This window comes from Saccharopolyspora cebuensis (genome assembly GCF_039542665.1).
In the GTDB taxonomy this organism is placed as follows: Bacteria; Actinomycetota; Actinomycetes; order Mycobacteriales; family Pseudonocardiaceae; genus Saccharopolyspora; species Saccharopolyspora cebuensis.
This window is the reverse complement of record NZ_BAABII010000003.1, coordinates 36,785-56,970: the sequence shown is the minus strand read 5'-3', so window position 1 is coordinate 56,970 and position 20,186 is coordinate 36,785. Positions and strand designations below refer to the sequence as shown.

Below are 20,186 nucleotides of genomic sequence, written 5' to 3'. Positions count from 1 at the left end.
GCCGATCGGGTGATTCAGAAATCCCAGATGGTGGAGGCGAAGTCGCCTTCGGCGGTCTTGCGCGCGCAATCCTCGCACCGGTCGGTGATCGCCCGGGATTTCGGCTCGCGACCGCCGGGCGTGGCCGAGGGGATCTTCAGCCAGACGTCGCACAGCGACGGTACCCACTGGCCGGAGTACACCGCTCCGGGGCGCATCGTGGTGGCGTGCCTGCGGTCCGCTCCCACGCCGACGATCCAGAACACGTCCTGCCGCTCGTCGTGGAACACGTCAGTGACCATCCGTTCAAATCCCTATTTTTTTCCGTTCCGATGGGGTGACGACACTAGATTCGGACGGGTTCCGCGTCCACCGTCGGCCCGCATTTTGAGAGCGAATTAATGTTGTGCGCGAAGTGGCCGAATCGCGTTCTTTGCCCGAAGCGGGTGACTACCTGCCGACATGCGGATTACGCATCGGTAACTTCTTCTCGCACGTGCAGCGGACCGGTGCACCCGCACGTGCATCCGCCCCTGCCGATGCACCGACCGGTGCCCCGGCCCCGGTGCCCCGGCCGCCGGGCCGCGGCCTGCGTCTATCCTGGGTTTTCGTGACGGCCAAGCCCAGCATTCCGAACGTCCTCGCCCACCGCTACGCCTCGCCCGAACTGGTCGAGCTGTGGTCGCCGCAGCACAAGGTCGTCCTGGAACGGCGGCTGTGGCTGGCGGTGCTGCGCGCCCAGGCCGATCTCGGCGTCGACGTCCCGGAGCAGGCGCTCGCCGACTACGAGCGGGTGCTGGAGCAGGTCGACCTCGACTCCATCGCCGAGCGCGAGCGCACCACCCGGCACGACGTGAAGGCGCGGATCGAGGAGTTCAACGCGCTGGCCGGGCACGAGCAGATCCACAAGGGCATGACCTCGCGCGACCTCACCGAGAACGTCGAGCAGCTCCAGGTGCGGCGCAGCCTGGAACTGGTGGCCGACCGCGCGGTGGCGGTGCTGGTGCGGCTGGCCCGGCTGGCCGCCGAGCACGGCGAGCTGGTGATGGCCGGGCGCTCGCACAACGTCGCCGCGCAGGCCACCACCCTCGGCAAGCGCTTCGCCACCGCTGCCGACGAGCTGCTCACCGCGTTCCGGCGGCTGGAGGACCTGATGGGCCGCTACCCGCTGCGCGGCATCAAGGGCCCGGTCGGCACCGCGCAGGACGCGCTGGACCTGCTCGGCGGCGACACCGCCAAGCTCGCCGAGCTGGAGCAGCGGGTGGCCGCGCACCTCGGCTTCGGCGGCACCCTGACCAGCGTCGGGCAGGTCTACCCGCGCTCGCTGGACTACGACGTGCTCACCGCGCTGTCCCAGCTCGCCGCCGCGCCGTCCAGCCTGGCCAAGACGATCCGGCTGATGGCCGGGAACGAGCTGGTCACCGAGGGCTTCCAGCCCGGCCAGGTCGGCTCCAGCGCGATGCCGCACAAGATGAACACCCGGTCCTGCGAGCGGGTCAACGGCCTGGCGGTGGTGCTGCGCGGCTACGTCTCGATGGTCGGCGAGCTGGCCGGCGACCAGTGGAACGAGGGCGACGTGTCCTGCTCGGTGGTGCGCCGGGTCGCGCTGCCGGACGCGTTCTTCGCCCTCGACGGGCTGCTGGAGACGCTGCTGACCGTGCTCGACGAGTTCGGCGCGTTCCCCGCCGTGGTCGACCGCGAGCTGGACCGCTACCTGCCGTTCCTGGCGACGACGAAGGTGCTGATGGCATCGGTGCGCGCCGGGGTCGGCCGAGAAACCGCGCACGAGGCGATCAAGGAGAACGCGGTCGCGGTGGCGCTGGCGATGCGCGAGCAGGGCGCCGAGCGCAACGACCTCCTGGACCGGCTGGCCGCCGACGACCGGCTCCCGCTGGACCGCGCCGAACTCGACGAGCTGCTGGCCGACCGGCTCCAGTTCACCGGCGCCGCCTCCGCCCAGGTGACGGCGATCGTCGAAGCCGTCCAGGAAGTGGCCGAGCAGTACCCGGCAGGAACCAACTACACCCCAGGCGCGATTCTTTGAGGGGTGTTCTGTGGTCCGGCTGCGTAGCGGTGCAGGCAGCGGAACCTCAGCGGCGGTGCCGGTTGCTCAGGTGGGGCAGAGCGGAAGCGGCTTTCGCCGCTTGCCTGACGGTGGTCGGGTGAGCGGGCGGGTTGGACCGGATGTAGGTGAGGGGCACCCTTGTCCCAGTTACTTGGGCAAGGGTGCCCCTCACTCAGCTCTCGAACGGGTGAAGCGCTGCGGGTTGCCTTGTGCCTGACGGTGGCGCTCAGTTCGCGAGCCAGTAGTGCAGGTCGTACTTCGGGCCGAAGGGTCCGAGGGTGTCGGTGGTGAAGTCGCCGACCTCGGTGAGTTCGGGGGCGGCGTAGTGCTCGGGCATGGTGACCTCCTGGACAGCGGTGCGGTCCAGGGTGGCGCGCGCGGGGCGGGCCGGTCCATCCCCGGTCACCCGGTCACCGCAGCGGGTTCACCCTTCGTCGGGACCGTCGCCGCGGACGTCGGGCGGGACGGGGCCGTGGGCGTCGAAGAAGTCCAGTTCGCAGCGGGTGGCGTGCTGGAACAGCCGGAGGCAGCGGGCGCGCTCGCGCTCGTCGAGCCCTTCGCCGATCCGGTCCACTTCGGCGCGCAGCCAGTCGACCCAGTGCCGGAACTCGGGGTTGGCGTGCAGCGCGATCCACTCGGCGTGCACGAAGCTCGGGGGCGGCGAGTCGGGCGCCCGGGAGGCCCAGTCGAGGTAGGTCCACTCGGCGACCAGCAGCACGGTCAGCACGTCGGCGTAGCTGCCCTTGTCGGTGGTGTCGGCCATCAGCTCGCGGAACTCGGCGGTGGCCGGGTCGAGAACCGGGGCGGTGCGGTCGGATTCCGGCACGTCGAGCTCGTCGAAGGCCCGCTGGAAGTAGGTGTTCTCCTCGCTGGTGACCACCCCGATGCTGCCCGCCACGGCCAGCCGCGAGGTGTACCGGTCGGCGCGGGCCACGGCCGCGCCGAGCAGCGCGAGGAACCCGTCGACGAACTGGTAGTCCTGCACCAGGTACGAGCGCATCCGCTCCGCCGCCACGCATCCGGAGAACAGCTCGTCGACGAACCGGTGCTCGACCACCTTCGTCCACGCCGGCTCGCTGCGCTCCCGCAACCACTCGCTGAACGTCACGACTCCTCCTCGACGACGGTGCCGCCGCCGAGCATCCCATCCGGGCACCGGCCCCGGAAGATCAACGCTCAGCCGCGGTACCGATCGAGCAGCGCCGGATCGAGCGACCGCGCCGCGCCGAGGATCTCCACGCCGAGCAGTTCCCCGTCCGCCGAGTAGTCGAGCACCACGCCGACCTGCCCCGCCGCGTCCTCCACCGGCACGTTCCGCGCCGCTGCACCGCGCCCGACTTCCCGGAACGCCACGTAAGCGGCATCGGCCTCGGCATCGAACGTGAACTCCGGATAAGCCATCAACCGACCCTACGACGGCGCCCCACCCCGCGGGGGCTGAACCAGGTGAGGGGCACCCTGTACCCAGTGACGTGGTACAGGGTGCCCCTCACTCACCACCCCACCGGGTGATCGGGCTGTTCAGGACGTCGGCTTCGACGCCAGGAGCGCCTCGGACAGCCAGGTGCCCAGCCCGGCCAGGTCTTCCCCGCGCGGGTCCGCCGGATCGCCGCCCGGCTCCGCTTCGGGCGTCCCGCTGATCGCCGCGACCAGGGACAGGTACCTGCCGTGGGTGGCCTCGTACTCCGGGTCGTGCAGGGCTTCGTGGTGCATCTCGGCGATCAGCGGGAAACCCGTCGCCATCCGGTCCCACAGCTCCGCGTCGACGGTCGCGCCCGTCGCCTCGGCGGTCTGCCGCACCAACCGGGCGGCCAGGTCCCGTGCGTGCGAGGCGTCCGGGGCCAACCCGCTGCGGTGCGCCGCGATGATCCTCGACATGAGGTCGTGCCCGGACGAGGCGATGAAGTCCTGCACCGGTTCGGCGCCCATCAGCAGCCCGGGGCCGGTCGCGTAGGTGTCGTGCAGGTAGCTGCGGACGGCCGCGCGGAACTCCGGGTCCTGGACGAGTTCGGCCAGCTCGATCCACGCCTGGAGCTGCTCGGCCGTGGGGTCGTCCGGCAGTCGGGGCCGGACCCCGCGGAGCCGCTCGGCGGACCCGGCGGGCAGCCCGGCGCTCACCTCGTTCCAGAACTCGTCGAGCAGCCGCTCCCGCTCCGCGTCCGGCATCGTGACCAGACCGCGCATCAGCAGGAGCCGTTCGCCGGGATCGTCGTGCCGCACCAAGGCCCGGAGCACGGCCCGCTTGGTCCGCAGCTCGGCGCCCTGCCGCTCGACGAGGTCCAGGTGCTCCGCCAGCAGGTAGCGCAACGCCGACTCGCCCGAGAGCAGGCGGCGGACCTGCTCCAAGCCGGTGCCGAGGTCCCGCAAGGTGCGGATGAGCTCCAGCCGCGCGATCGCCCGCACGTCGTACAGCCGGTGCCCGGCGGCGGTCACCTCGGTGGGCTCGACGATGCCTTCGTCGGCGTAGAAGCGGATCGCGCTCACGGCCAATCCGGTCCGGCGCGCGGCATCTCCGATGGGGAACAAGTGGTCGTCCGTGACGTTCATGCGCCCACCATGCGACCTCAAGCCGCTTGAGGTGCAAGCCCCGCGCGATCCAGGTGAGGGGCACCCTGTACCCAGTGACGTGGTACAGGGTGCCCCTCACTCACCACCCTTCCGAGTGGTGAGCCGGTCCCGGCGGTGTCGGGGAGGGGCGCCGGGACGTCGGGGCGCGCGGCGATCAGAGCCGGTGCAGCGCGTCGAGGATGCGGTTCAGCGTCGCGGTGTCGCGGGTGTAGCCGGGCGGGAGTTCCACGCGCGGAGCGGGGATGCGCGGCAGCAGGCGGGTGGGTTCGTCGGCGAGCGCGTCGGCGAGGTCGCCGCGCAGCGTCAGCCATCGCGGAGGTCTGGGGGCGGGCGTGGGGACCGGCGGGAGGCCTTCCCCGGCGCAGGGAGCGGCGGACACGCGCGGGCGGGCAGGTGCGGGCGTGCGCGGGTGCGCGGGTACCCGGGTGCGCGCGGGCGTCCTGGTGCGGGCGGGGGCGGGTGCGCGGCGGCATTCGTCGATGACCTGCCAGGCGGAAGTGGCCCCGGCTCCGGCGCTGCCGTGGCGGCCGGGAGCGAAGTAGCGCGCCGCCCACACCGAGGCGACGGCGGCGACGGCGGTCGCCCCGAAGGCGATCCACCCGGCGCAGTTCATCGGGTGCCCGCCTTCGGCATCCCGGCGAGCACTCGCGCCTCGGCGTCGCAGACCGTGCAGGTCCGCCACAACCACGCCAGCACCGAGTTGTCGGCCGCGACGAGAGCGCCGCACAACGTCACGACCTCCTCGCCATCCGGGTACAGGCCGAAGTTCGGCGCGGTGCTCGCGTGCCGCAGACCAGCACCGGGCACCCAGTGGAACGGATGCGGCTGGTACTTGCGGCCCCCGATGGCGATGGACGCCGAATCGGCTTGCTGTCCGCCGTGGAACTGCTCATGCATGGTGGTTCGCCTCCAACTGAAGACTCTTTGCAGTAATGAACCCAAGTGAAAAGATACAAATTGAAATTTCAGTTGGGGATCCCTCAGTCGTGTACCTGTCTCCCTCGGGCAGGATGGGCACCGTGCAGACATGGCCAGCCGTCCGGCGAGTACAGGTAGGGCTGATCCTTCGTGGCATGCGGGAACGCGCAGGTGTCAAGCCGAAGGACATCGCAGCTCGGCTGGACTGGTACAACAGCAAGCTCACCCGCGTGGAGAAGGGTGAGCTGATGGTCTCCGCAGCGGAAGTCGAAGAGCTGCTGCGAATGTTCGAGGTGAACGACGCGGGCGAGGCGGACCGCCTGCGCACCTTGGCCAAGGAGGCACGGCGGCGAGACCGCCCCGCGAGGGTGCCGGATTGGGCAGCGACGTACGTTGCGCTCGAAAGCGCCGCCACAGAGATCAAGAGCTACGACGCCGAGCTGGTGCATGGCGCCCTGCAGACCGAAACCTACGCGCGAGCCATCCTGAGCGACCCCCTCGATGACACGCGCGACGTAGAACCAGCAGTGGCCGAGCGTGTAGAACGAGGCTCTCGCATCCTGGATGGGGAAGGGCCTTCCACCTGGTGCGTGCTCGGTGAAGCCGCGTTGTACCGGGAAGTCGGCGGACGAGATGCCTTGCGCGAGCAGCTAGAGCATCTGAGGTGCGCCGCGCGAAAGCCCAACGTCGCACTCCAGGTGATCCCTTTCAGCGCAGGTCAGCACATCGGCTTGGGCTCCAGCTTCGTTGTACTTCATCTGACGGAGCCAGTCGCCACATACGCCTACCTCGAAGGCTTGACAGGCAGCGACTATCTCGACAAGCCAAGCCACACATCCCAGTATGTCCGCGCCTTCGATACCCTTCGTGCAGCAGCCGCGTCCGAGCGAGAAACCCTGCGGATGCTGGAAAACCGCATCGAAGACTTGGCGTAGCAATGGAGTGTGCGAAATGCCCCTAAGCCCACAGGGATGGCGAAAGTCGAGCCGTACGCAGGGGGCGAACAACTGCGTCGAAGTCGGCCGCCTCGGAGAGCGTGCCGCCGTCCGCGATACCAAGCACCGCGCTGGCGGCTTTTTCACCACCACCCCCGACCAGTGGACCACCTTCATCACCGCCATCAAGACCGACCGCTTCCGCTGACGCACCGCGCCCGACGTGCCCGCCCGGACTTCCGGGCGGGCACTCGTCATCACGCACTTCTCCCCTGATAGCGGAACCGTCACCACGGCATCAGGACTACCGTCGATGACCTCCAGCTTCCGCTAGGAGGAGCCGACATGGAGCCAGAATCCTGGCGCACCAGCACACGCACCACCGGATCGCAGACGTGCATCGAGGTCGGCCGCTTGGGCGACGGCGCCGCCGTCCGCGACACCAAGAACCGCGTAGGCGGTCAACTGACCACGACGGCCGCGCAGTGGTCCCGATTCATCATCGCGGTCAAGAACGGCCACTTCGACGGCGAGGCACCGTGATGGCGAGCCCCCGAGGCTGGCGCACCAGCACACGCACCACGGGGACGCAAACGTGTGTCGAGGTCGGCCGCCTGGGCGACGGTGCCGCCGTCCGCGACACCAAGCACCGCGCAGGCGGCTACTTCACCACCACCGCCGACCAGTGGACCACCTTCATCACCGCGATCAAATCCGACCGCTTCCGCTGACGGCCGGGCAGCGTACCTAGCCGTCCGCCTTGGCACGTCCGCTCGGGTCGAGGAGGCCACCGATCTCGGCGTGCCGCTTCCGCCGCACCCCCATGGCTTTGAGCACCGCGACCGCCAGCAGGCACAGCAGCACGATGGCGATCGCCAGCATGACGTAGAACCGGCTCCCGTCCCCGGGATCGAACGAACCCAGCGTCGCGAACAGCACGAGCAGTCCGACGATGCCGTAGGCGAAGGCCAGCACGACCTGCCGGTTGAACTGCTTGGTCCAGTGCTCGTGCCTGCCCCGCGCCCAGTCCAGACGATCGCTGCCGACCACCCGGGCGCGACCGCCGGAACGCGACAAGAGCAGCACGTTCCCGGCGGAAGCCGGATCGGAACCGGTGATCGACCACCCCGCGACGTCGGCGGCGGCGCGCACCTCGGCAGGGTCCAGGTCGGCGTACTGGGAGAGGTCCAGCCGGTACCGCCCGCGCTCGTCGGGCTCGGCGCCGCCGAGCTCGGCGGCGATCCGGTGCCGGGACGCGCCCTCCCGGACGGCTTCGCCAGCGTGCGCCGGAGCGAGGACGAAGCGGAGCGTCCACGCCCGGTCCCCGAGCTCCTCCCCGCGGAAGTGCCAGCCGTGCCCACCGAGGGTCGAGATGACCTCGTTCTTCGGAACCTCCCGGTAGCGCACCCAGTCGAGTTCGAGATCGCGGCTCCGGCCCCGCTCCTCGGCGGCCCTGCGTTCGAGGTCGGCGAGCTGCCGCTGCCGACGACGAGCGCGGGTCCCGCGACCGGACCGAACGCGGTCGCGCCGACCACGATCACCGCGAGCAGCAGCGACGGGATCAGGATCCACAGCGCGATGGTGTTCGCCAGTTCCTCAGGCACGACCAACCACCCCCTCGCCTCGCGGGACGAACCGCAACATCACGCTGCCGTACCTGCTGGTCTCCCCGGAGTACGCGAACCCCTCGGCCACCGCGATCTCCTTGATCATGTGGTCCGACAACGGCTGGGCCTTCCAGACCGTCACCTCGACGTGCCCGCTGCTCGTCGCGGAACCGCGCAGCTCGCGACGCACCGAGCCGACACCGCGCCGCACCGACTGGAACGGCGCCCGCAACCGATCGGCCACCACCCACAGGACGACCAGCGCGAACACCGCGCTCCCGATGACCGTGCCCATGCGCTCCCTTCATCGCCGGCCTCCGACCGCTTCCGCGGACAGCGCGTGACCGACGTGCCCATCCGGTATTCCGGCGGCACGAATCTCCTTGGCCCTGACACTGTCAGGCGCTGAACTCGGACGTGCCATGCTCACCATCGGAGACTTCGCCCGGCACGGTCGCGTCTCGGTCCGGATGCTGCGCCACTACGACGCCATCGGCTAGTTGCAGCCCGCCCACGTCGACCCGGACACCGGCTACCGCTACTACTCAGCTCTGGATGTCGACGCCGGTGACGACGATGTCGCTCAGGTGGCGGTTGGAGGGGTCGTCACTCTCCGCCCGCTTGGCGTCGATGAGCTTCAGGCCCTCCTCGGAGATCGTGCCGAACACCGTGGTGCGCTCCCAAGGCCCGTAGTCTTCGAAGGCGATGCCGAAAGCCGCGTGGCTCGTAGCGTCCATCAGCAGGTAACCGCGGAGGTTCGGCTCGTCAGGGATGACCTCATTGGTCCAGGAGTAGCCGGGGTTCGCGATTTCGGCGCCCGGACCATATCCGCAATCCAGGGTGGCGAGAAGTCCGCCGTGGCACGGGGTGCTTTCGTAGAAGCCTTGTCCGACCCGGTGGATGAAGGCGTTGACCGTGCACGGAGCCAGCGACCGGTCCAGGATCGCCGGGATGGTGCCGATGCTGGTGTTGATGTCGGCTCGCACGAGGCCCCTCGCCGCAACCTCGCCGCTTTCCGGTCGTTCCACCGGCCTGACCGGTTCGTCGCCGTTCGAGGGGTACTGGCACGTGACCTGGGCGGGCAGCGGGGTCGGCCGCGTCGGTGGGGTCACGAAGCCCTGGGGGATCCGCACCTGCTCGGTCTGCGTGACGGGCTCACCGGCGGAATCACCGACCGCATGACCGGCGGAACCACCCTCGGAGCCCCCCTGCCAGGGGAACAGCGTCGCCGCCGCGACCAACGACGCGGTGGCCACCGCAGCCGCGAGGCTGATGAGCACCGTCCGCCGCGCGCTAGGCGACCACACCCCCGGGGCCTGGGCGTCCTCGTGGTGGTCGGTCCAGTCGGGTACTTCCGGTGCTTTCACCGGGCGGCTGGCCTGCTCGTCCGCCGCCTCCTTCGCGGCGGTTTCGGCTCGGGCCAGGGCCGCGTGCGCGGCGGCGGCGACGGAACCGGCGGCGTCCCCGGTGAGCGTCGCCAGCGCGGCGCGGGCGGCCTCCGCCACCTCGGCGCCGTCCGAGCGCAGCAGCCCGGACAGCTCGCCCACGATCGCCAGGCGCACCGACGGGAGCGGGCTGCGCATCGCCTGGCCGATCTCGGGCGGGAGGTCGGTCCCGGCCGGGCTGGTGGCGACGACCAGCCGACCCTGGAACCTGCTGTCCAGGCCGGGGGTTTGGGGTTTTCCCGCGGCTTCGACCTGGGCGTAGATGAAGTCGTAGAGCTCGTCGACGTCGACCAGGCCGTCGGCGTTGCGGTCCGCGGAACCGGTGCGCAGCCCCTCGACCAGGGCCCCGGTGAACACCGACGGACCGGCCGCCCCGACGAGCGTCGACCCGGCGTCCTCGCCCGATTCGAAGGAGTACTCCAGCGCCGACGAGGACGTCATGACCGCGCTGCCGCGCCCGCCGAGCTGTTCGAGGGCTCCGGCGTTCTCCCCGGTCCGGTGGGTCGATCCCGGCGGGAACGCACCGGCGAAGCAGCAGTCCAGCACGACCACCACCCGGCGGGACCGGGTGCCGTCCATCTGGTTGCGGACGAACTGGGCGCTGACCGCGGTCGCGTTGAGCCGGTCGTGGCGGGAGTTGGCCATCGCCAGGTGCAGCCGGCCGTAGTCGTCCTTGATGCCGTGCCCGGAGAGGTAGAGCAGGACCAGGTCGTCCAGCCGCGCCGCCGCGAAGAGGTCTTCGATCGCCAGGTTCGCAACGTGCGCGGGCGGGTTGCGCAGCGCTTCCACCTCGTACCCGCCGATGGCCGGATCGCGGAGCACCGCGGCCAGCGCCTCGGCATCGGCGTGCGGCGCCCGCAATCGCCGGAAGGTGGCGTCGGAATAGCTCTCGGTCGCGATGAGCAGCGCCCGGCGCTTTCCCGTCACCACAGCCCCAACCCCCATACCCACGATCAGCGTGCCACGCCAGCGATCTCACGCTCGCGAATATAACGAATGTATCACGGTTCCTGATCACCCCGAGGGCGGATCGGACAACTCGCCCGCGCTCGGTCTCCGGTCGCGTCCGCGCGAAAGCCGCCCGGCCACCGCCCGCCTCCGCTACGGTGTCCCGCATTCAACCAGCGGAGGGGGACCGATGAACCGCGTTTCCATCGAGGTCAGCGAAGCCGGGAGCGACGGCGAGGAGCTGGACCGCCTGACCCGGCGGCTGCGGGCCGACCTGCTCGCCCTCGACGTCGAGGACGTGGCGATCCCGGACGCGCCGCCCGCGCCGGAGGGCGCCAAGGGCGCGGCGACCGAGCTGGGGACGCTGGTCGTCACGCTGGCGAACTCCACCGTCCTGATCGCCGTGTGCCAGCTCGCCCGGATGTGGGTGCAGACCAACAAGAACCGCAAGGTGCTGATCAAGGACGGCGAGCGCAGCATCGAACTGGTCGCCTCGTCGCAGGACCAGCACGACCGGATCATCGACGGCCTGCTGAAGGCGCGCGAGGCCGAAGCCGTCGAACGCGACTGACCCCTGATCGAACCCCTGGTCGGGTGGAACCGGGGAGCCCTACGCTGCATCCCATCGACAAGTGACCGCTACGCGAGGGGGCCGCACGTGTACATCGAGGAGACCGGCGCCGGCAATGGTGACCTCACCATCACCGTCGAAGGCGAGGAGTACACCGCCGAGGCCAACTACGACCTGGACGGCAACGGCATCGACGAGACCGTCGCGGTGATGACCGACACCGGCTACGTCGCCTACATCGACGAGAACGCCGACGGGCAGGCCGACGTGATGCAGACGATCGGCGCCGAAGGCCAGGTCGTCAGCCAGGCCCGGTACGACGGGGCGAGCGGCCACTGGACGGGCGAGGCCCCGCAGCAGCACGGCGGCGACCAGGGCGGCGGCGAGCAGTCGATGGTGCTCGACACCCCGCAGGGCGACGTGCAGGTCGGCCCCGCCACCGAGGACACCAACTCCGACGGCATCGCCGACACCGCCGTGGTGCAGAACGAGCAGGGCACCATGCTGGTCACCGACATCGACGGCGACGGCTCGGCCGACCAGGTGGTCGAGATCGACCAGGCCGGCGGGGTGACGATCTCCCACCACTCCGGCGACGGCGAGTGGCGGGTCATCGAACAGGGCAGCGTGGACCAGTCCGGCGGCTACACCCCGGACCGGCTCACCGCCGCCACCGACGACGCCGCCTGGACGTTCGACGAGCAGCCGCCCGCCCCGGCCGCGGGCACCTCCGCCGCTTCCGGCGCGCCTTCCGACTCCGCGTGGAACTGAGTTTCCCTTTCCACCCGGAGTAATCCGGAAATCCCATTGAATTCCAGGCCATCGGGGGGTTTGAGCGCGCGATGGCCCGCGCTCACCACCGCGGGTCACCACGCATACCCCTCCGGCGCCGGGACCGAATTGCCGGAAATCCTTGCATGGCCCGCCGGAGTCTCCAGCGGGAATTTCGTCCAGACCACTGCCCTGTCCGGTTCTGAATCGATTCCCTTATCGTTCCTGTGAGAGATGGAACAACTCCGATCTCCGTTGTGCGGCGCCTTCCCCGTTAACCTCGGTGCATCCCTTCCCAATCCACTCGGCCTTCGGGCCGGGCGGAGCATTCCCTCAAGACGTCGGGAGACCGACGTCGAAAATCCGGGCTGTGGCGCCCAGTCAGGAGACACGACGAGATGACGGCATTGACCATCCCCGGTCTCGACCAGGCACCGACCACGCACGAACGGCTGCTGTCGTGGGTGCGCGAGGTCGCCGAGCTCACCACCCCGGACCAGGTGGTGTGGTGCGACGGCTCCGACGCCGAGTGGCAGCGCATGACCGACCGGCTGGTAGCCGCGGGCACCTTCACCCGGCTGGCGGACAAGCCGAACTCCTTCCACGCGGCCTCCGACCCCAGCGACGTGGCGCGGGTCGAGGAGCGGACCTTCATCTGCTCCCGCGAGGAGAAGGACTCGGGGGTCACCAACAACTGGATGGACCCGGCCGAGATGAAGGCCATCATGACCGAGCTCTACCGGGGCTGCATGCGTGGCCGGACGATGTACGTGATCCCGTTCTGCATGGGCCCGCTGACCGCCGACGAGCCCAAGCTCGGCGTGGAGATCAGCGACTCCGAGTACGTCGTGGCCTCGATGCGGATCATGACCCGGATGGGCAGCGCGGCGCTGGAGCGGCTCGGCGACGACGGCGACTTCGTGCCCGCGCTGCACTCGGTCGGCGCCCCGCTGGAGCCCGGCGAGCAGGACGTGCCGTGGCCCTGCAACGACACCAAGTACATCACCCACTTCCCCGAGGAGCGGATGATCTGGAGCTTCGGCTCCGGCTACGGCGGGAACGCGCTGCTCGGCAAGAAGTGCTACTCGCTGCGGATCGCCTCGGCGATGGCCCGGGACGAGGGCTGGCTCGCCGAGCACATGCTCATCCTCAAGCTCATCTCGCCGGAGAACAAGGTCTACTACGTCGCCGCCGCGTTCCCGTCGGCGTGCGGCAAGACCAACCTCGCCATGCTCCAGCCGACCATCCCCGGCTGGAAGGTGGAGACCCTGGGTGACGACATCGCCTGGATGCGCTTCGGCGAGGACGGGCGGCTCTACGCGGTGAACCCGGAGGCCGGTTTCTTCGGCGTCGCGCCGGGCACCAACTGGAAGACCAACCCGAACGCGATGCGCACCATCGAGCAGGGCAACTCGCTGTTCACCAACGTCGCGCTGACCGACGAGGGCGACGTCTGGTGGGAGGAGATGGAGGGCCAGCCCGAGCACCTCACCGACTGGAAGGGCCGGGACTGGACGCCGGAGGCCGACGAGCCCGCCGCGCACCCGAACTCCCGCTACTGCACGCCGATGTCGCAGTGCCCGATCCTGGCGCCGGAGTGGGACGACCCGAAGGGCGTGCCGATCTCGGCGATCCTGTTCGGTGGCCGGCGCAAGACGACGATCCCGCTGGTCAACGAGTCGTTCGACTGGCAGCACGGCGTGTTCATGGGCGCCACCCTGTCGTCGGAGAAGACCGCCGCCGCGGCGGGCAAGGTCGGCGAGGTGCGCCGCGACCCGATGGCGATGCTGCCGTTCATCGGCTACAACGTCGGCGACTACTTCCAGCACTGGGTGAACATCGGCAAGGCGGCCGACTCCTCGAAGCTGCCCCGGATCTTCTACGTCAACTGGTTCCGCCGCGGTGACGACAAGCGGTTCCTGTGGCCCGGGTTCGGCGAGAACGGCCGCGTGCTGAAGTGGATCGTGGAGCGGATCGAGGGCCGGGCGACCGCCGCCGAGACCCCGGTCGGCATGGTCCCGTACGCCGACTCCCTGGACCTCTCCGGGCTGGACACCCCGGCCTCGGACGTGGACGAGTCCCTCAAGGTCGACGTCGAGGAGTGGAAGGCGGAGCTGCCGCTGATCGACGAGTGGTTCGACACCATCGGCGACGCGCTGCCCAGCTCCATGCGCGACGAGCTCGCGGCCTTGAAACAGCGTCTCGGTAACTGACCGGGCGACACTCGGGCAGGTGGTCTTCGGGCGGCAACGTGGGAAGCCGACCGGGCCACCTGCCCGCAGTGCTGAACGGCGAATCGTGCGCGATCGTGCGGCGTTCCCCCAGGGAAGGTGAAGTCCTTTCGGGGGAGCGCCGTTCTCGCGTCCGGCCCCCGGCGATCTTGCCGCGGTTCCGCCGCTGGTGTGGGGGAATGCTCCTGACCAGCGACTCGGCGGACACTGGCGGTGTCCCGCCGGCCCGCCGAACGGCGGACCCGTCCGGGGCGGATGGGGGGTGTGCCGTGGCTTCACTGGCACTGCTGATGCTGACGCTGATCGCGATCGCCGCGCTGTTCGTCGCACTGCGCTCCGACGCCGACGAGGTGTTCGACGCGGACGACGACCGCCGCACGACGGACGAGTGGATCGACGAGCTGGACGGAGGACCCCGGACCCGCTAGTCGACCACCGACCCGCGACAGCCCGTCTCCGGGCCTCCCGGAGACAGACCTGCCGGAGACGGCCCTATCGGAGACGGGGCTTCCCGGCGGGTGCCACGACCGAGGACGAAGCCGAACGACCCGGGCGGAGCGCGACCCACCCCGCCCTCACCACGACCGGCGGCCCACGCGCCCGGCAACCCGGAACCGCCGCTCACCCGAAAGTTGAATGAGTGAGGGGCACCCTTGCCCAACATACTTGGACAAGGGTGCCCCTCACTCCACGAAGATCACCCGGACGAGACCACCGGCCGCACCACGCACGCGCCAAACGGAACCATCGTCAGGCAAGCGGCGAAGCCGCTTCCGGCCCACGCACGCGCGACCCGGAACCATCGTCAGGCAAGCGGCGCCAGCCGCTTCCGCTTTGCCCCACCTGATCAACCGGCACCGCCGCGGGTTCTCAGCGGCCTTCTCGCGAGGACGCCCTGACGCCGTGTACGTGCTTGGTACATCAGGAAGGGCGCCCGGAGCGAGAAGGCCGCTGAGGTTCCGCCACCCGCACCGCTCCGCAGGCCGGAAGACTCAACCAAGCACGTCCGAGAAGTGCTCCAGGTTTTGCCAGATGCTTGCCTGCCCCTGCCCGAAAGCGCTGATGGCGCCCGGCTCGGGGAGTCCGGTGCCCTGGCAGGTGAGGTCCTGCTCGGGCACCACGCCGTCGATCAGGTAGCGCTCCACCGCGTCGTCGACGCAGGTGTTGCCGATCCCGTAGACCCCGTGGTCGCCCTCGTCGCGGACCAGCACCATGCGGGAGCCCTCGAACTGGTGGTGCGCGATCTTCGCGCCCTCGGTGGCGGTGGCCATGTCGTTCTCCGACTGGAGCATCAGCACCGGGACCACGCCTTCACCGGTCGGCCGCTTCAGCTGCACGTCGGGGCGGTCCCAGTAGGCGCACGGCTGGTTGATCGTGTGATAGCCGTAGGTGGGGAACATCCGGCCCTGGACCTCGGAGTTGGCCACGGCCCAGCCCGGCCCGCCGCGGTGGGCGGTGTCGTTGCAGCGGATCGAGTAGAACGTGGCGGACATCGAGTCGGCCGGGTCGGCCTGCATCGGCAGCTGCCGGGTCCGGGTCGCCACCAGCGCCGACACCGCCTGCTCCGTCGGCGCACCGGCGGCGAGCTCGGCCATCGTCCGGCCGTAGGTGTCGAAGCTGCTCTTGCTGTAGAGCGACTGCACCAGCAGGTTGTCGACGGCGTTGTGGTCGAGCGGCCCGTTCGGCGTGGGGATGGGGTCCGCCTTGAGCTCCGCCCGGACGCGGTCGACGGTGGCCTGCACGGCCTCCGGGGTCGCGCCGAGGCCGTAGGCGTGGTCGCCCTCGGCCAGCCACGGCCGCAGGTCCTCCCGCCAGCGCCGTTCGATGGCCAGCGGCTGCCAGCCGAAGACCTGCTGCCAGCTCCCGGTGAACTGGGTGTTGGAGTCCAGCACCGCGCGCTCCACCGAGTCCGGGAAGTACGTCGCGTAGTAGGCGCCGAGCCAGGTGCCGCCCGAGATGCCGTACCAGCTCACCTGCTCGCGCTGCTCGACCAGGCGCAGCAGGTCGAGGTCGGCGACGGTCTGCTCGGTGGTGACGTGGCGGCCGAGTTCACCGCTGTGCTCCTGGCAGTCGCCCGCGATGCCCTCGGCCATCCCCAGCATGGCGCGGATGTTGTCCGGGCTGCGGTCCTTCGGGTCCAGCGGCGAGTACTCCTGCGGGCCGCAGGACACCGTGCTGCTCGCACCGGTGCCGCGCACGTCGATGCCGTAGACGTCGAAGTTCGCCAGCAGGTCGGTGCGGCCCATCTGGAGCAGCGCCAGCGGCATGGACAGGCCCGCGCCGCCGGGTCCGCCGGGGTTGGTGAACAGCGCGCGGCCGTCCCCGCCCGGCGCGGCCAGCCGGCTCACCGCGATCGTGACGTCCTCGCCGGATTCCGGGTCGTGCCAGTCCATCGGCGCGGTGAACGTGCCGCACTCCAGCCGTTCCGAGCCCGGCGGCAGTCCGGGCGGCAGCGGATCGGGCAGGCAGGGCGCCCACTCGATCCGCTGCTTCGCGTACCGCTCCGGCACCTCGAACGGCGCGTCGGCGGGCGCGGCGAGCACCGGTGCGGCCGAGCCCACCAGCGCCCCGACCGCGATCGCGACCGCCGTGGTCAGCGTCGCCTTGCGCATCGAACCCCCTCAATCCTCAAGGTGACCCTTGGTGATCACGAGGTCATTCGATCAGGCGACACCCCGCCCGGGTACCGCTTTCGGTCAACTACCGCGATGACAAATGTCAGCTACGGGCCTTTTCACCGAGTCGGCCCCCCGAGCGCCCACGCGGCGGTACCCCCGCCCACGTCGAGGTCGCACCCGGACGCGACCTGCAAGCGCGGGCGGACCACCGGGCCGCCGGTCCGCCCGTCACCCGAATGCGCCATGAGTGAGGGGCACCCTTGCCCGAGTTACTTGGGCAAGGGTGCCCCTCACTCAGCTCCCAGACGGGTGAGGTCGGGTGGTGTGGCACTCGGTCGGGTGGTGAGTGAGGGGCACCCTGTACCACGTCATGGGGTACAGGGTGCCCCTCACCGGGAACGGGTCACTTGATGGCGCCGGAGAGGGCGAAGGCTCCGCCGAGGGTCCGGCTGACGAGCAGGTAGAGCAGCACCACCGGCGCCGTGTAGACCAGCGAGTAGGCCGCGAGCTCGCCGTAGGCGATGAGCCCGCCCTGGCCGAAGAAGGTGTAGACGCCGACCGAGGCGGGCTGCTTGGCCGGGTCGAGCAGCAGCACGAACGGCACGTAGAAGTTCCCCCACGCCGTGATGAACGTGAAGATGGCGACCACGCTCAGCCCCGGCAGCACCAGCGGCAGCACGATCCGCCGCAGCGCCTGCATCCCGGACGCGCCGTCGACCCACGCCGCCTCCTCCAGCGCGATCGGCACGCCGTCCATGAAGTTCTTCGTCATCCAGATCGCGATCGGCAGCGAGGTCGCGGCCAGGAACAGCGCGGTGCCCGCCATCGAGTCGATCAGGTGCAGCCGGACGAACATGCTGTACACCGGCACCATCACCGCCGTCATCGGCAGCCCGGAGGCGAACAGCACGGCGTAGAGGAACGGTCGCCGGAACCGGAGCTGGTAGCGCGACAGCGGGTAGGCGCACAGCACCGCCGCCGAGACCGCGACCAGCGCCGCGCCGCCGCACATCAGCAGCCCGTTGAGCACCGGGCCGAGGCTGACGTCCCAGGTGAGCACCCGGGCGAAGTTGTCCAGCGTCAGCTCCCGCGGCGGCCGGGCGGCCAGCGGCGCGTCGGCGTCGAAGGCGGCCGTGAGCAGCCACAGCAGCGGGGCCAGGAACACCAGGCCGATCGCGGCCAGCACCAGGTTCACCACGACCGACGCCGTGCGCCGGCGCGCGGCGGTCACCGACGGGATCACTTCTCCTCCAGCGTCGCCGCGTACACCACCGCGAACAGCGCGCCGATGCCCAGCAGCACCAGCGAACTCGCGGCGGCGTAACCGATCTCGTCCAGCTCGAAGGCCTGCTCGTACATCAGCAGCGGCAGCGTGCGGGTGGCGCCGTCGAGGCTGCCCGCGGTGAGCACGTAGATCAGCGTGAACACCCCGATGGTCTGCAACGTGATGAGCATCAGGTTGGTCAGCACCGACCGGCGGATCACCGGCAGCACCACGTGCCAGAACCGCCGCACCGAACCCGCGCCGTCCACCTGCGCCGCCTCGGTCAGATCGCCGGGCACCTCGGCGAGCGCGGCCTGGTAGACCAGCATCGAGAACGCGGTGCCGCGCCACACGTTCGCCAGCACCACCGCCAGCATCGGCGCCGTGAACAACCACTGCTGGCCGTCCAGCCCGAACCAGGCCAGCAGCGCGTTCAGCGTGCCGTCGGGGTTGAGGAACGCGTAGACGGCGAACGCCGCCACCAGTTCCGGCAGCACCCACGCCGAGACCACCACGGTGCCCACCGCGCCGCTGATGAACCGGTTGCGGTGCCGGGTGAGCAGAGCGATGCCCAGGCCGAGCAGGTTCTGCCCGAACACCGCCGAACCCGCCACGAACACCACGGTCAGCCACACCGAGCGCCACAGCTCCGGATCGGTGAACAGCCGCCGGAAGTTCTCCAGCCCGACGAACTCCGGGTCGGTGGCCGCCGCCCCGGTCAGCGCCGCGTTGGTCAGCGAGATGTAGCCGCTCCACAGGATCGGCCCGGCCACGAACAACCCGAGCAGCAGCAGCGCCGGGAGCATCGGCGGCAACCACCGCAACCGGCCGATCATCAGCCGGCGCGGGTGTTGGCCGGATCGACGATCTCGGCGACCCGGCGCGACCACTCGTCGCCGACCCGCTCCGGCGGTGCGCCGCCGACCACGTCGAGCACCGACCGCTGGATCTCCTCCGACACCTTGGGGTATTCCGGCAGCGCGGGCCGGTAGTGGGTGTTGCCGAGCAGGCCGATCCAGAACGGGTTGAGCGGGTTGGACTCGGCGATGCGGGGGTCGGCGGCGGCGTCGGCCCGGGCGGGCAGGTTGCCGCTGGCCAGCGCGTACTGGACGACGTTGTCCTTGCTCATGGCCTGCTTGATGAACTCGAACGCGGCGTCCTTCTTCTGCCCGGACGCGCTCATCGCCAGCGTCCACCCGCCGGAGAGCGTCACCGTGCCCGGCGGCTGGCCGTGCTGGGTGGGCATCGGCGCGGCGGACATGGTGCGGTGCCAGTCGGTCCAGCCCGCGTTCTCCCAGTTGCCGGAGGCGAAGCTGCCGTCGAGCCGGATCGCGACCTTGCCCTGCCTGGCCAGTTCGTCGCGCAGCCGCTTGTCGTACTGGGCGTCGGCGATCTGCGCCTTGCTCTGCGTCAGGCCCTCGCCGATCGCGGTGGACAGGAACCGCATGGCGTCGGTGAACCCGGCGCTGGGCGCGATCCACTTGCCCGCCCGCTCGTCGTAGAGGGTGCCGGTGGGCGTGCCGTAGAGCAGCATCTCCACCGTCTGCATGCTCACCGACTCGCCCTCGGACTTGCCCAGCGCCAGGTCGAGGCCGATGACGTCGGGATGCCGCTGGGTGATCCGGCGGGCGGCGTCGAGCACGTCGGCCCAGGTGCGGGGCCGCCAGTCGGTCGGCAGCCCGGCGTCGGCGAACAGCTCGCGGTTGTACCAGAGGCCGCGGGTGTCGGTGTCCAGCGGAACCCCGTAGATCCGCCCGTCCGCGGCGCGCCCGGCCTGCTTGGTGGTCTCGATGTACTGGTCCCAGTCGGGCCACTGGGCGAGCCGCTCGTCCAGCGGGGCGAGGTACCCGGCGGCCACGTCGGAGTTGATGCTGAAGCTGTCCTCGTAGAGCACGTCGGGCGCGGTGGACGGCGAGCGCATCCGGAGCTGGAGCTTGGAGAGGTACTCGCTCTCCGGGGCCACCACCGGGTCGAGCTTGACGTGCTTGCCCGGATTCGCCTGCTCGTACTGGGCTTTGACGCGCTGCATCCAGGTTTCGACGGACTGGATGTTGCCGTAGCGGTGGTAGGCGACGGTGATGGTGTCGGGATCGGCGGCGGCGCCGCCCCCGCACGCGGCGAGCGGCAGCGCCAGCAGTCCGGCGAGCAGCAGAGCGGTTCTTCGACGCATTGCGGTCCTCCGGTGGTTGCGCCTGACCTGAGACCCGGATCACACTCTTCGAGCACGTTAATTCCATTCGTTGAACCAAGTCAACGTGTCGCCCAC

At 70.2% G+C, this 20,186-nt stretch carries 23 protein-coding genes and 1 pseudogene; 10 read left to right on the top strand and 14 right to left on the bottom strand.

Annotated features, from left to right (window positions below):
• Positions 1–14 precede the first annotated feature (14 nt).
• Complete coding sequence (locus tag ABD976_RS02970) at positions 15–281, bottom strand: hypothetical protein (RefSeq protein WP_345356691.1); 267 nt, start codon at positions 279–281, stop codon at positions 15–17.
• A gap of 308 nt (positions 282–589) precedes the next feature.
• On the opposite strand from ABD976_RS02970, the gene purB reads away from it, so the two are divergent.
• Positions 590–2,023: an adenylosuccinate lyase gene (gene purB / locus ABD976_RS02965; protein WP_345356688.1), complete on the top strand. Its 1,434-nt coding sequence runs from the start codon at positions 590–592 to the stop codon at positions 2,021–2,023.
• A gap of 247 nt (positions 2,024–2,270) precedes the next feature.
• On the opposite strand, the gene ABD976_RS02960 is transcribed toward purB, so the two are convergent.
• The 6 genes from ABD976_RS02960 to ABD976_RS02935 form a co-directional block, all read right to left on the bottom strand.
• A complete protein-coding gene (locus ABD976_RS02960) occupies positions 2,271–2,450 on the bottom strand; it encodes a lasso RiPP family leader peptide-containing protein (protein ID WP_345356685.1) in 180 nt (59 codons plus the stop codon).
• Between the two features lie 18 nt (positions 2,451–2,468).
• Complete coding sequence (locus tag ABD976_RS02955; RefSeq protein WP_345356682.1) at positions 2,469–3,152, bottom strand: TenA family protein; 684 nt, start codon at positions 3,150–3,152, stop codon at positions 2,469–2,471.
• 68 nt (positions 3,153–3,220) lie between these two features.
• Positions 3,221–3,445, bottom strand: coding sequence for a DUF2283 domain-containing protein (locus ABD976_RS02950; protein WP_345356679.1), 225 nt, complete (start codon positions 3,443–3,445; stop codon positions 3,221–3,223).
• Between the two features lie 120 nt (positions 3,446–3,565).
• Positions 3,566–4,591: a helix-turn-helix domain-containing protein gene (locus tag ABD976_RS02945; RefSeq protein WP_345356676.1), complete on the bottom strand. Its 1,026-nt coding sequence runs from the start codon at positions 4,589–4,591 to the stop codon at positions 3,566–3,568.
• Between the two features lie 175 nt (positions 4,592–4,766).
• Positions 4,767–5,225, bottom strand: a complete 459-nt coding sequence (locus ABD976_RS02940; RefSeq protein ID WP_345356673.1) for a hypothetical protein — start codon at positions 5,223–5,225, stop codon at positions 4,767–4,769.
• Entirely contained in the window at positions 5,222–5,509 is a 288-nt protein-coding gene (locus ABD976_RS02935) for an HC3 family zinc finger protein (RefSeq protein ID WP_345356670.1), read from the bottom strand. The genes ABD976_RS02940 and ABD976_RS02935 overlap by 4 nt, the downstream gene beginning before the upstream one ends.
• A 113-nt stretch (positions 5,510–5,622) precedes the next feature.
• Between ABD976_RS02935 and ABD976_RS02930 the strand changes: the two genes are divergently transcribed.
• The 4 genes from ABD976_RS02930 (at position 5,623) to ABD976_RS02915 (ending at position 7,196) form a co-directional block, all read left to right on the top strand.
• Positions 5,623–6,465, top strand: a complete 843-nt coding sequence (locus tag ABD976_RS02930) for a helix-turn-helix domain-containing protein (RefSeq protein WP_345356667.1) — start codon at positions 5,623–5,625, stop codon at positions 6,463–6,465.
• Between the two features lie 16 nt (positions 6,466–6,481).
• The gene (locus ABD976_RS02925) at positions 6,482–6,673 is read left to right on the top strand and encodes a DUF397 domain-containing protein (RefSeq protein ID WP_345356664.1); all 192 of its coding nucleotides are present in this window, start codon (positions 6,482–6,484) and stop codon (positions 6,671–6,673) included.
• Between the two features lie 137 nt (positions 6,674–6,810).
• Positions 6,811–7,008 carry a DUF397 domain-containing protein gene (locus ABD976_RS02920; protein ID WP_345356661.1) on the top strand — a complete coding sequence of 66 codons (198 nt, stop codon included), beginning with the start codon at positions 6,811–6,813 and terminating at the stop codon, positions 7,006–7,008.
• Positions 7,008–7,196: a DUF397 domain-containing protein gene (locus ABD976_RS02915; RefSeq protein ID WP_345356658.1), complete on the top strand. Its 189-nt coding sequence runs from the start codon at positions 7,008–7,010 to the stop codon at positions 7,194–7,196. Before ABD976_RS02920 ends, ABD976_RS02915 begins: the two co-directional genes overlap by 1 nt.
• Before the next feature lie 16 nt (positions 7,197–7,212).
• On the opposite strand, the gene ABD976_RS02910 is transcribed toward ABD976_RS02915, so the two are convergent.
• Both ABD976_RS02910 and ABD976_RS02905 read right to left on the bottom strand, forming a co-directional pair.
• Positions 7,213–8,037, bottom strand: coding sequence for a hypothetical protein (locus tag ABD976_RS02910; RefSeq protein WP_345356655.1), 825 nt, complete (start codon positions 8,035–8,037; stop codon positions 7,213–7,215).
• 24 nt (positions 8,038–8,061) lie between these two features.
• Positions 8,062–8,367, bottom strand: coding sequence for a hypothetical protein (locus tag ABD976_RS02905; protein ID WP_345356653.1), 306 nt, complete (start codon positions 8,365–8,367; stop codon positions 8,062–8,064).
• Positions 8,368–8,494: 127 nt separating this feature from the next.
• Between ABD976_RS02905 and ABD976_RS29575 the strand changes: the two are divergent.
• Positions 8,495–8,569: pseudogene (locus tag ABD976_RS29575) on the top strand (MerR family DNA-binding transcriptional regulator); the annotation flags it as partial.
• 48 nt (positions 8,570–8,617) lie between these two features.
• On the opposite strand, the gene ABD976_RS02900 reads toward ABD976_RS29575, so the two are convergent.
• Positions 8,618–10,444 carry a caspase, EACC1-associated type gene (locus ABD976_RS02900; RefSeq protein WP_345356651.1) on the bottom strand — a complete coding sequence of 609 codons (1,827 nt, stop codon included), beginning with the start codon at positions 10,442–10,444 and terminating at the stop codon, positions 8,618–8,620.
• A 211-nt stretch (positions 10,445–10,655) separates the two neighbouring features.
• Between ABD976_RS02900 and ABD976_RS02895 the strand changes: the two genes are divergently transcribed.
• The 4 genes from ABD976_RS02895 (at position 10,656) to ABD976_RS02880 (ending at position 14,466) form a co-directional block, all read left to right on the top strand.
• Positions 10,656–11,036: an effector-associated constant component EACC1 gene (locus tag ABD976_RS02895; protein WP_345356648.1), complete on the top strand. Its 381-nt coding sequence runs from the start codon at positions 10,656–10,658 to the stop codon at positions 11,034–11,036.
• Positions 11,037–11,123: 87 nt separating this feature from the next.
• Entirely contained in the window at positions 11,124–11,807 is a 684-nt protein-coding gene (locus tag ABD976_RS02890) for a DUF6802 family protein (protein ID WP_345356645.1), read from the top strand.
• Between the two features lie 398 nt (positions 11,808–12,205).
• Positions 12,206–14,020: a phosphoenolpyruvate carboxykinase (GTP) gene (locus tag ABD976_RS02885; protein ID WP_345356642.1), complete on the top strand. Its 1,815-nt coding sequence runs from the start codon at positions 12,206–12,208 to the stop codon at positions 14,018–14,020.
• 287 nt (positions 14,021–14,307) lie between these two features.
• Positions 14,308–14,466 (top strand): hypothetical protein, encoded by a 159-nt coding sequence (locus ABD976_RS02880; RefSeq protein ID WP_345356639.1) that lies wholly within the window; start codon positions 14,308–14,310, stop codon positions 14,464–14,466.
• A gap of 564 nt (positions 14,467–15,030) precedes the next feature.
• Here the strand turns inward: ABD976_RS02880 and ABD976_RS02875 are convergent.
• The 4 genes from ABD976_RS02875 to ABD976_RS02860 all read right to left on the bottom strand — a co-directional run bounded on the left by ABD976_RS02875 (position 15,031) and on the right by ABD976_RS02860 (position 20,090).
• Complete coding sequence (locus ABD976_RS02875) at positions 15,031–16,650, bottom strand: alpha/beta hydrolase (RefSeq protein ID WP_345356636.1); 1,620 nt, start codon at positions 16,648–16,650, stop codon at positions 15,031–15,033.
• Between the two features lie 409 nt (positions 16,651–17,059).
• Positions 17,060–17,887 carry a carbohydrate ABC transporter permease gene (locus tag ABD976_RS02870; protein ID WP_345356633.1) on the bottom strand — a complete coding sequence of 276 codons (828 nt, stop codon included), beginning with the start codon at positions 17,885–17,887 and terminating at the stop codon, positions 17,060–17,062.
• Between the two features lie 8 nt (positions 17,888–17,895).
• Positions 17,896–18,744, bottom strand: coding sequence for a carbohydrate ABC transporter permease (locus ABD976_RS02865; RefSeq protein WP_345356630.1), 849 nt, complete (start codon positions 18,742–18,744; stop codon positions 17,896–17,898).
• 11 nt (positions 18,745–18,755) lie between these two features.
• Complete coding sequence (locus tag ABD976_RS02860; protein ID WP_345356627.1) at positions 18,756–20,090, bottom strand: extracellular solute-binding protein; 1,335 nt, start codon at positions 20,088–20,090, stop codon at positions 18,756–18,758.
• Positions 20,091–20,186 lie beyond the last annotated feature (96 nt).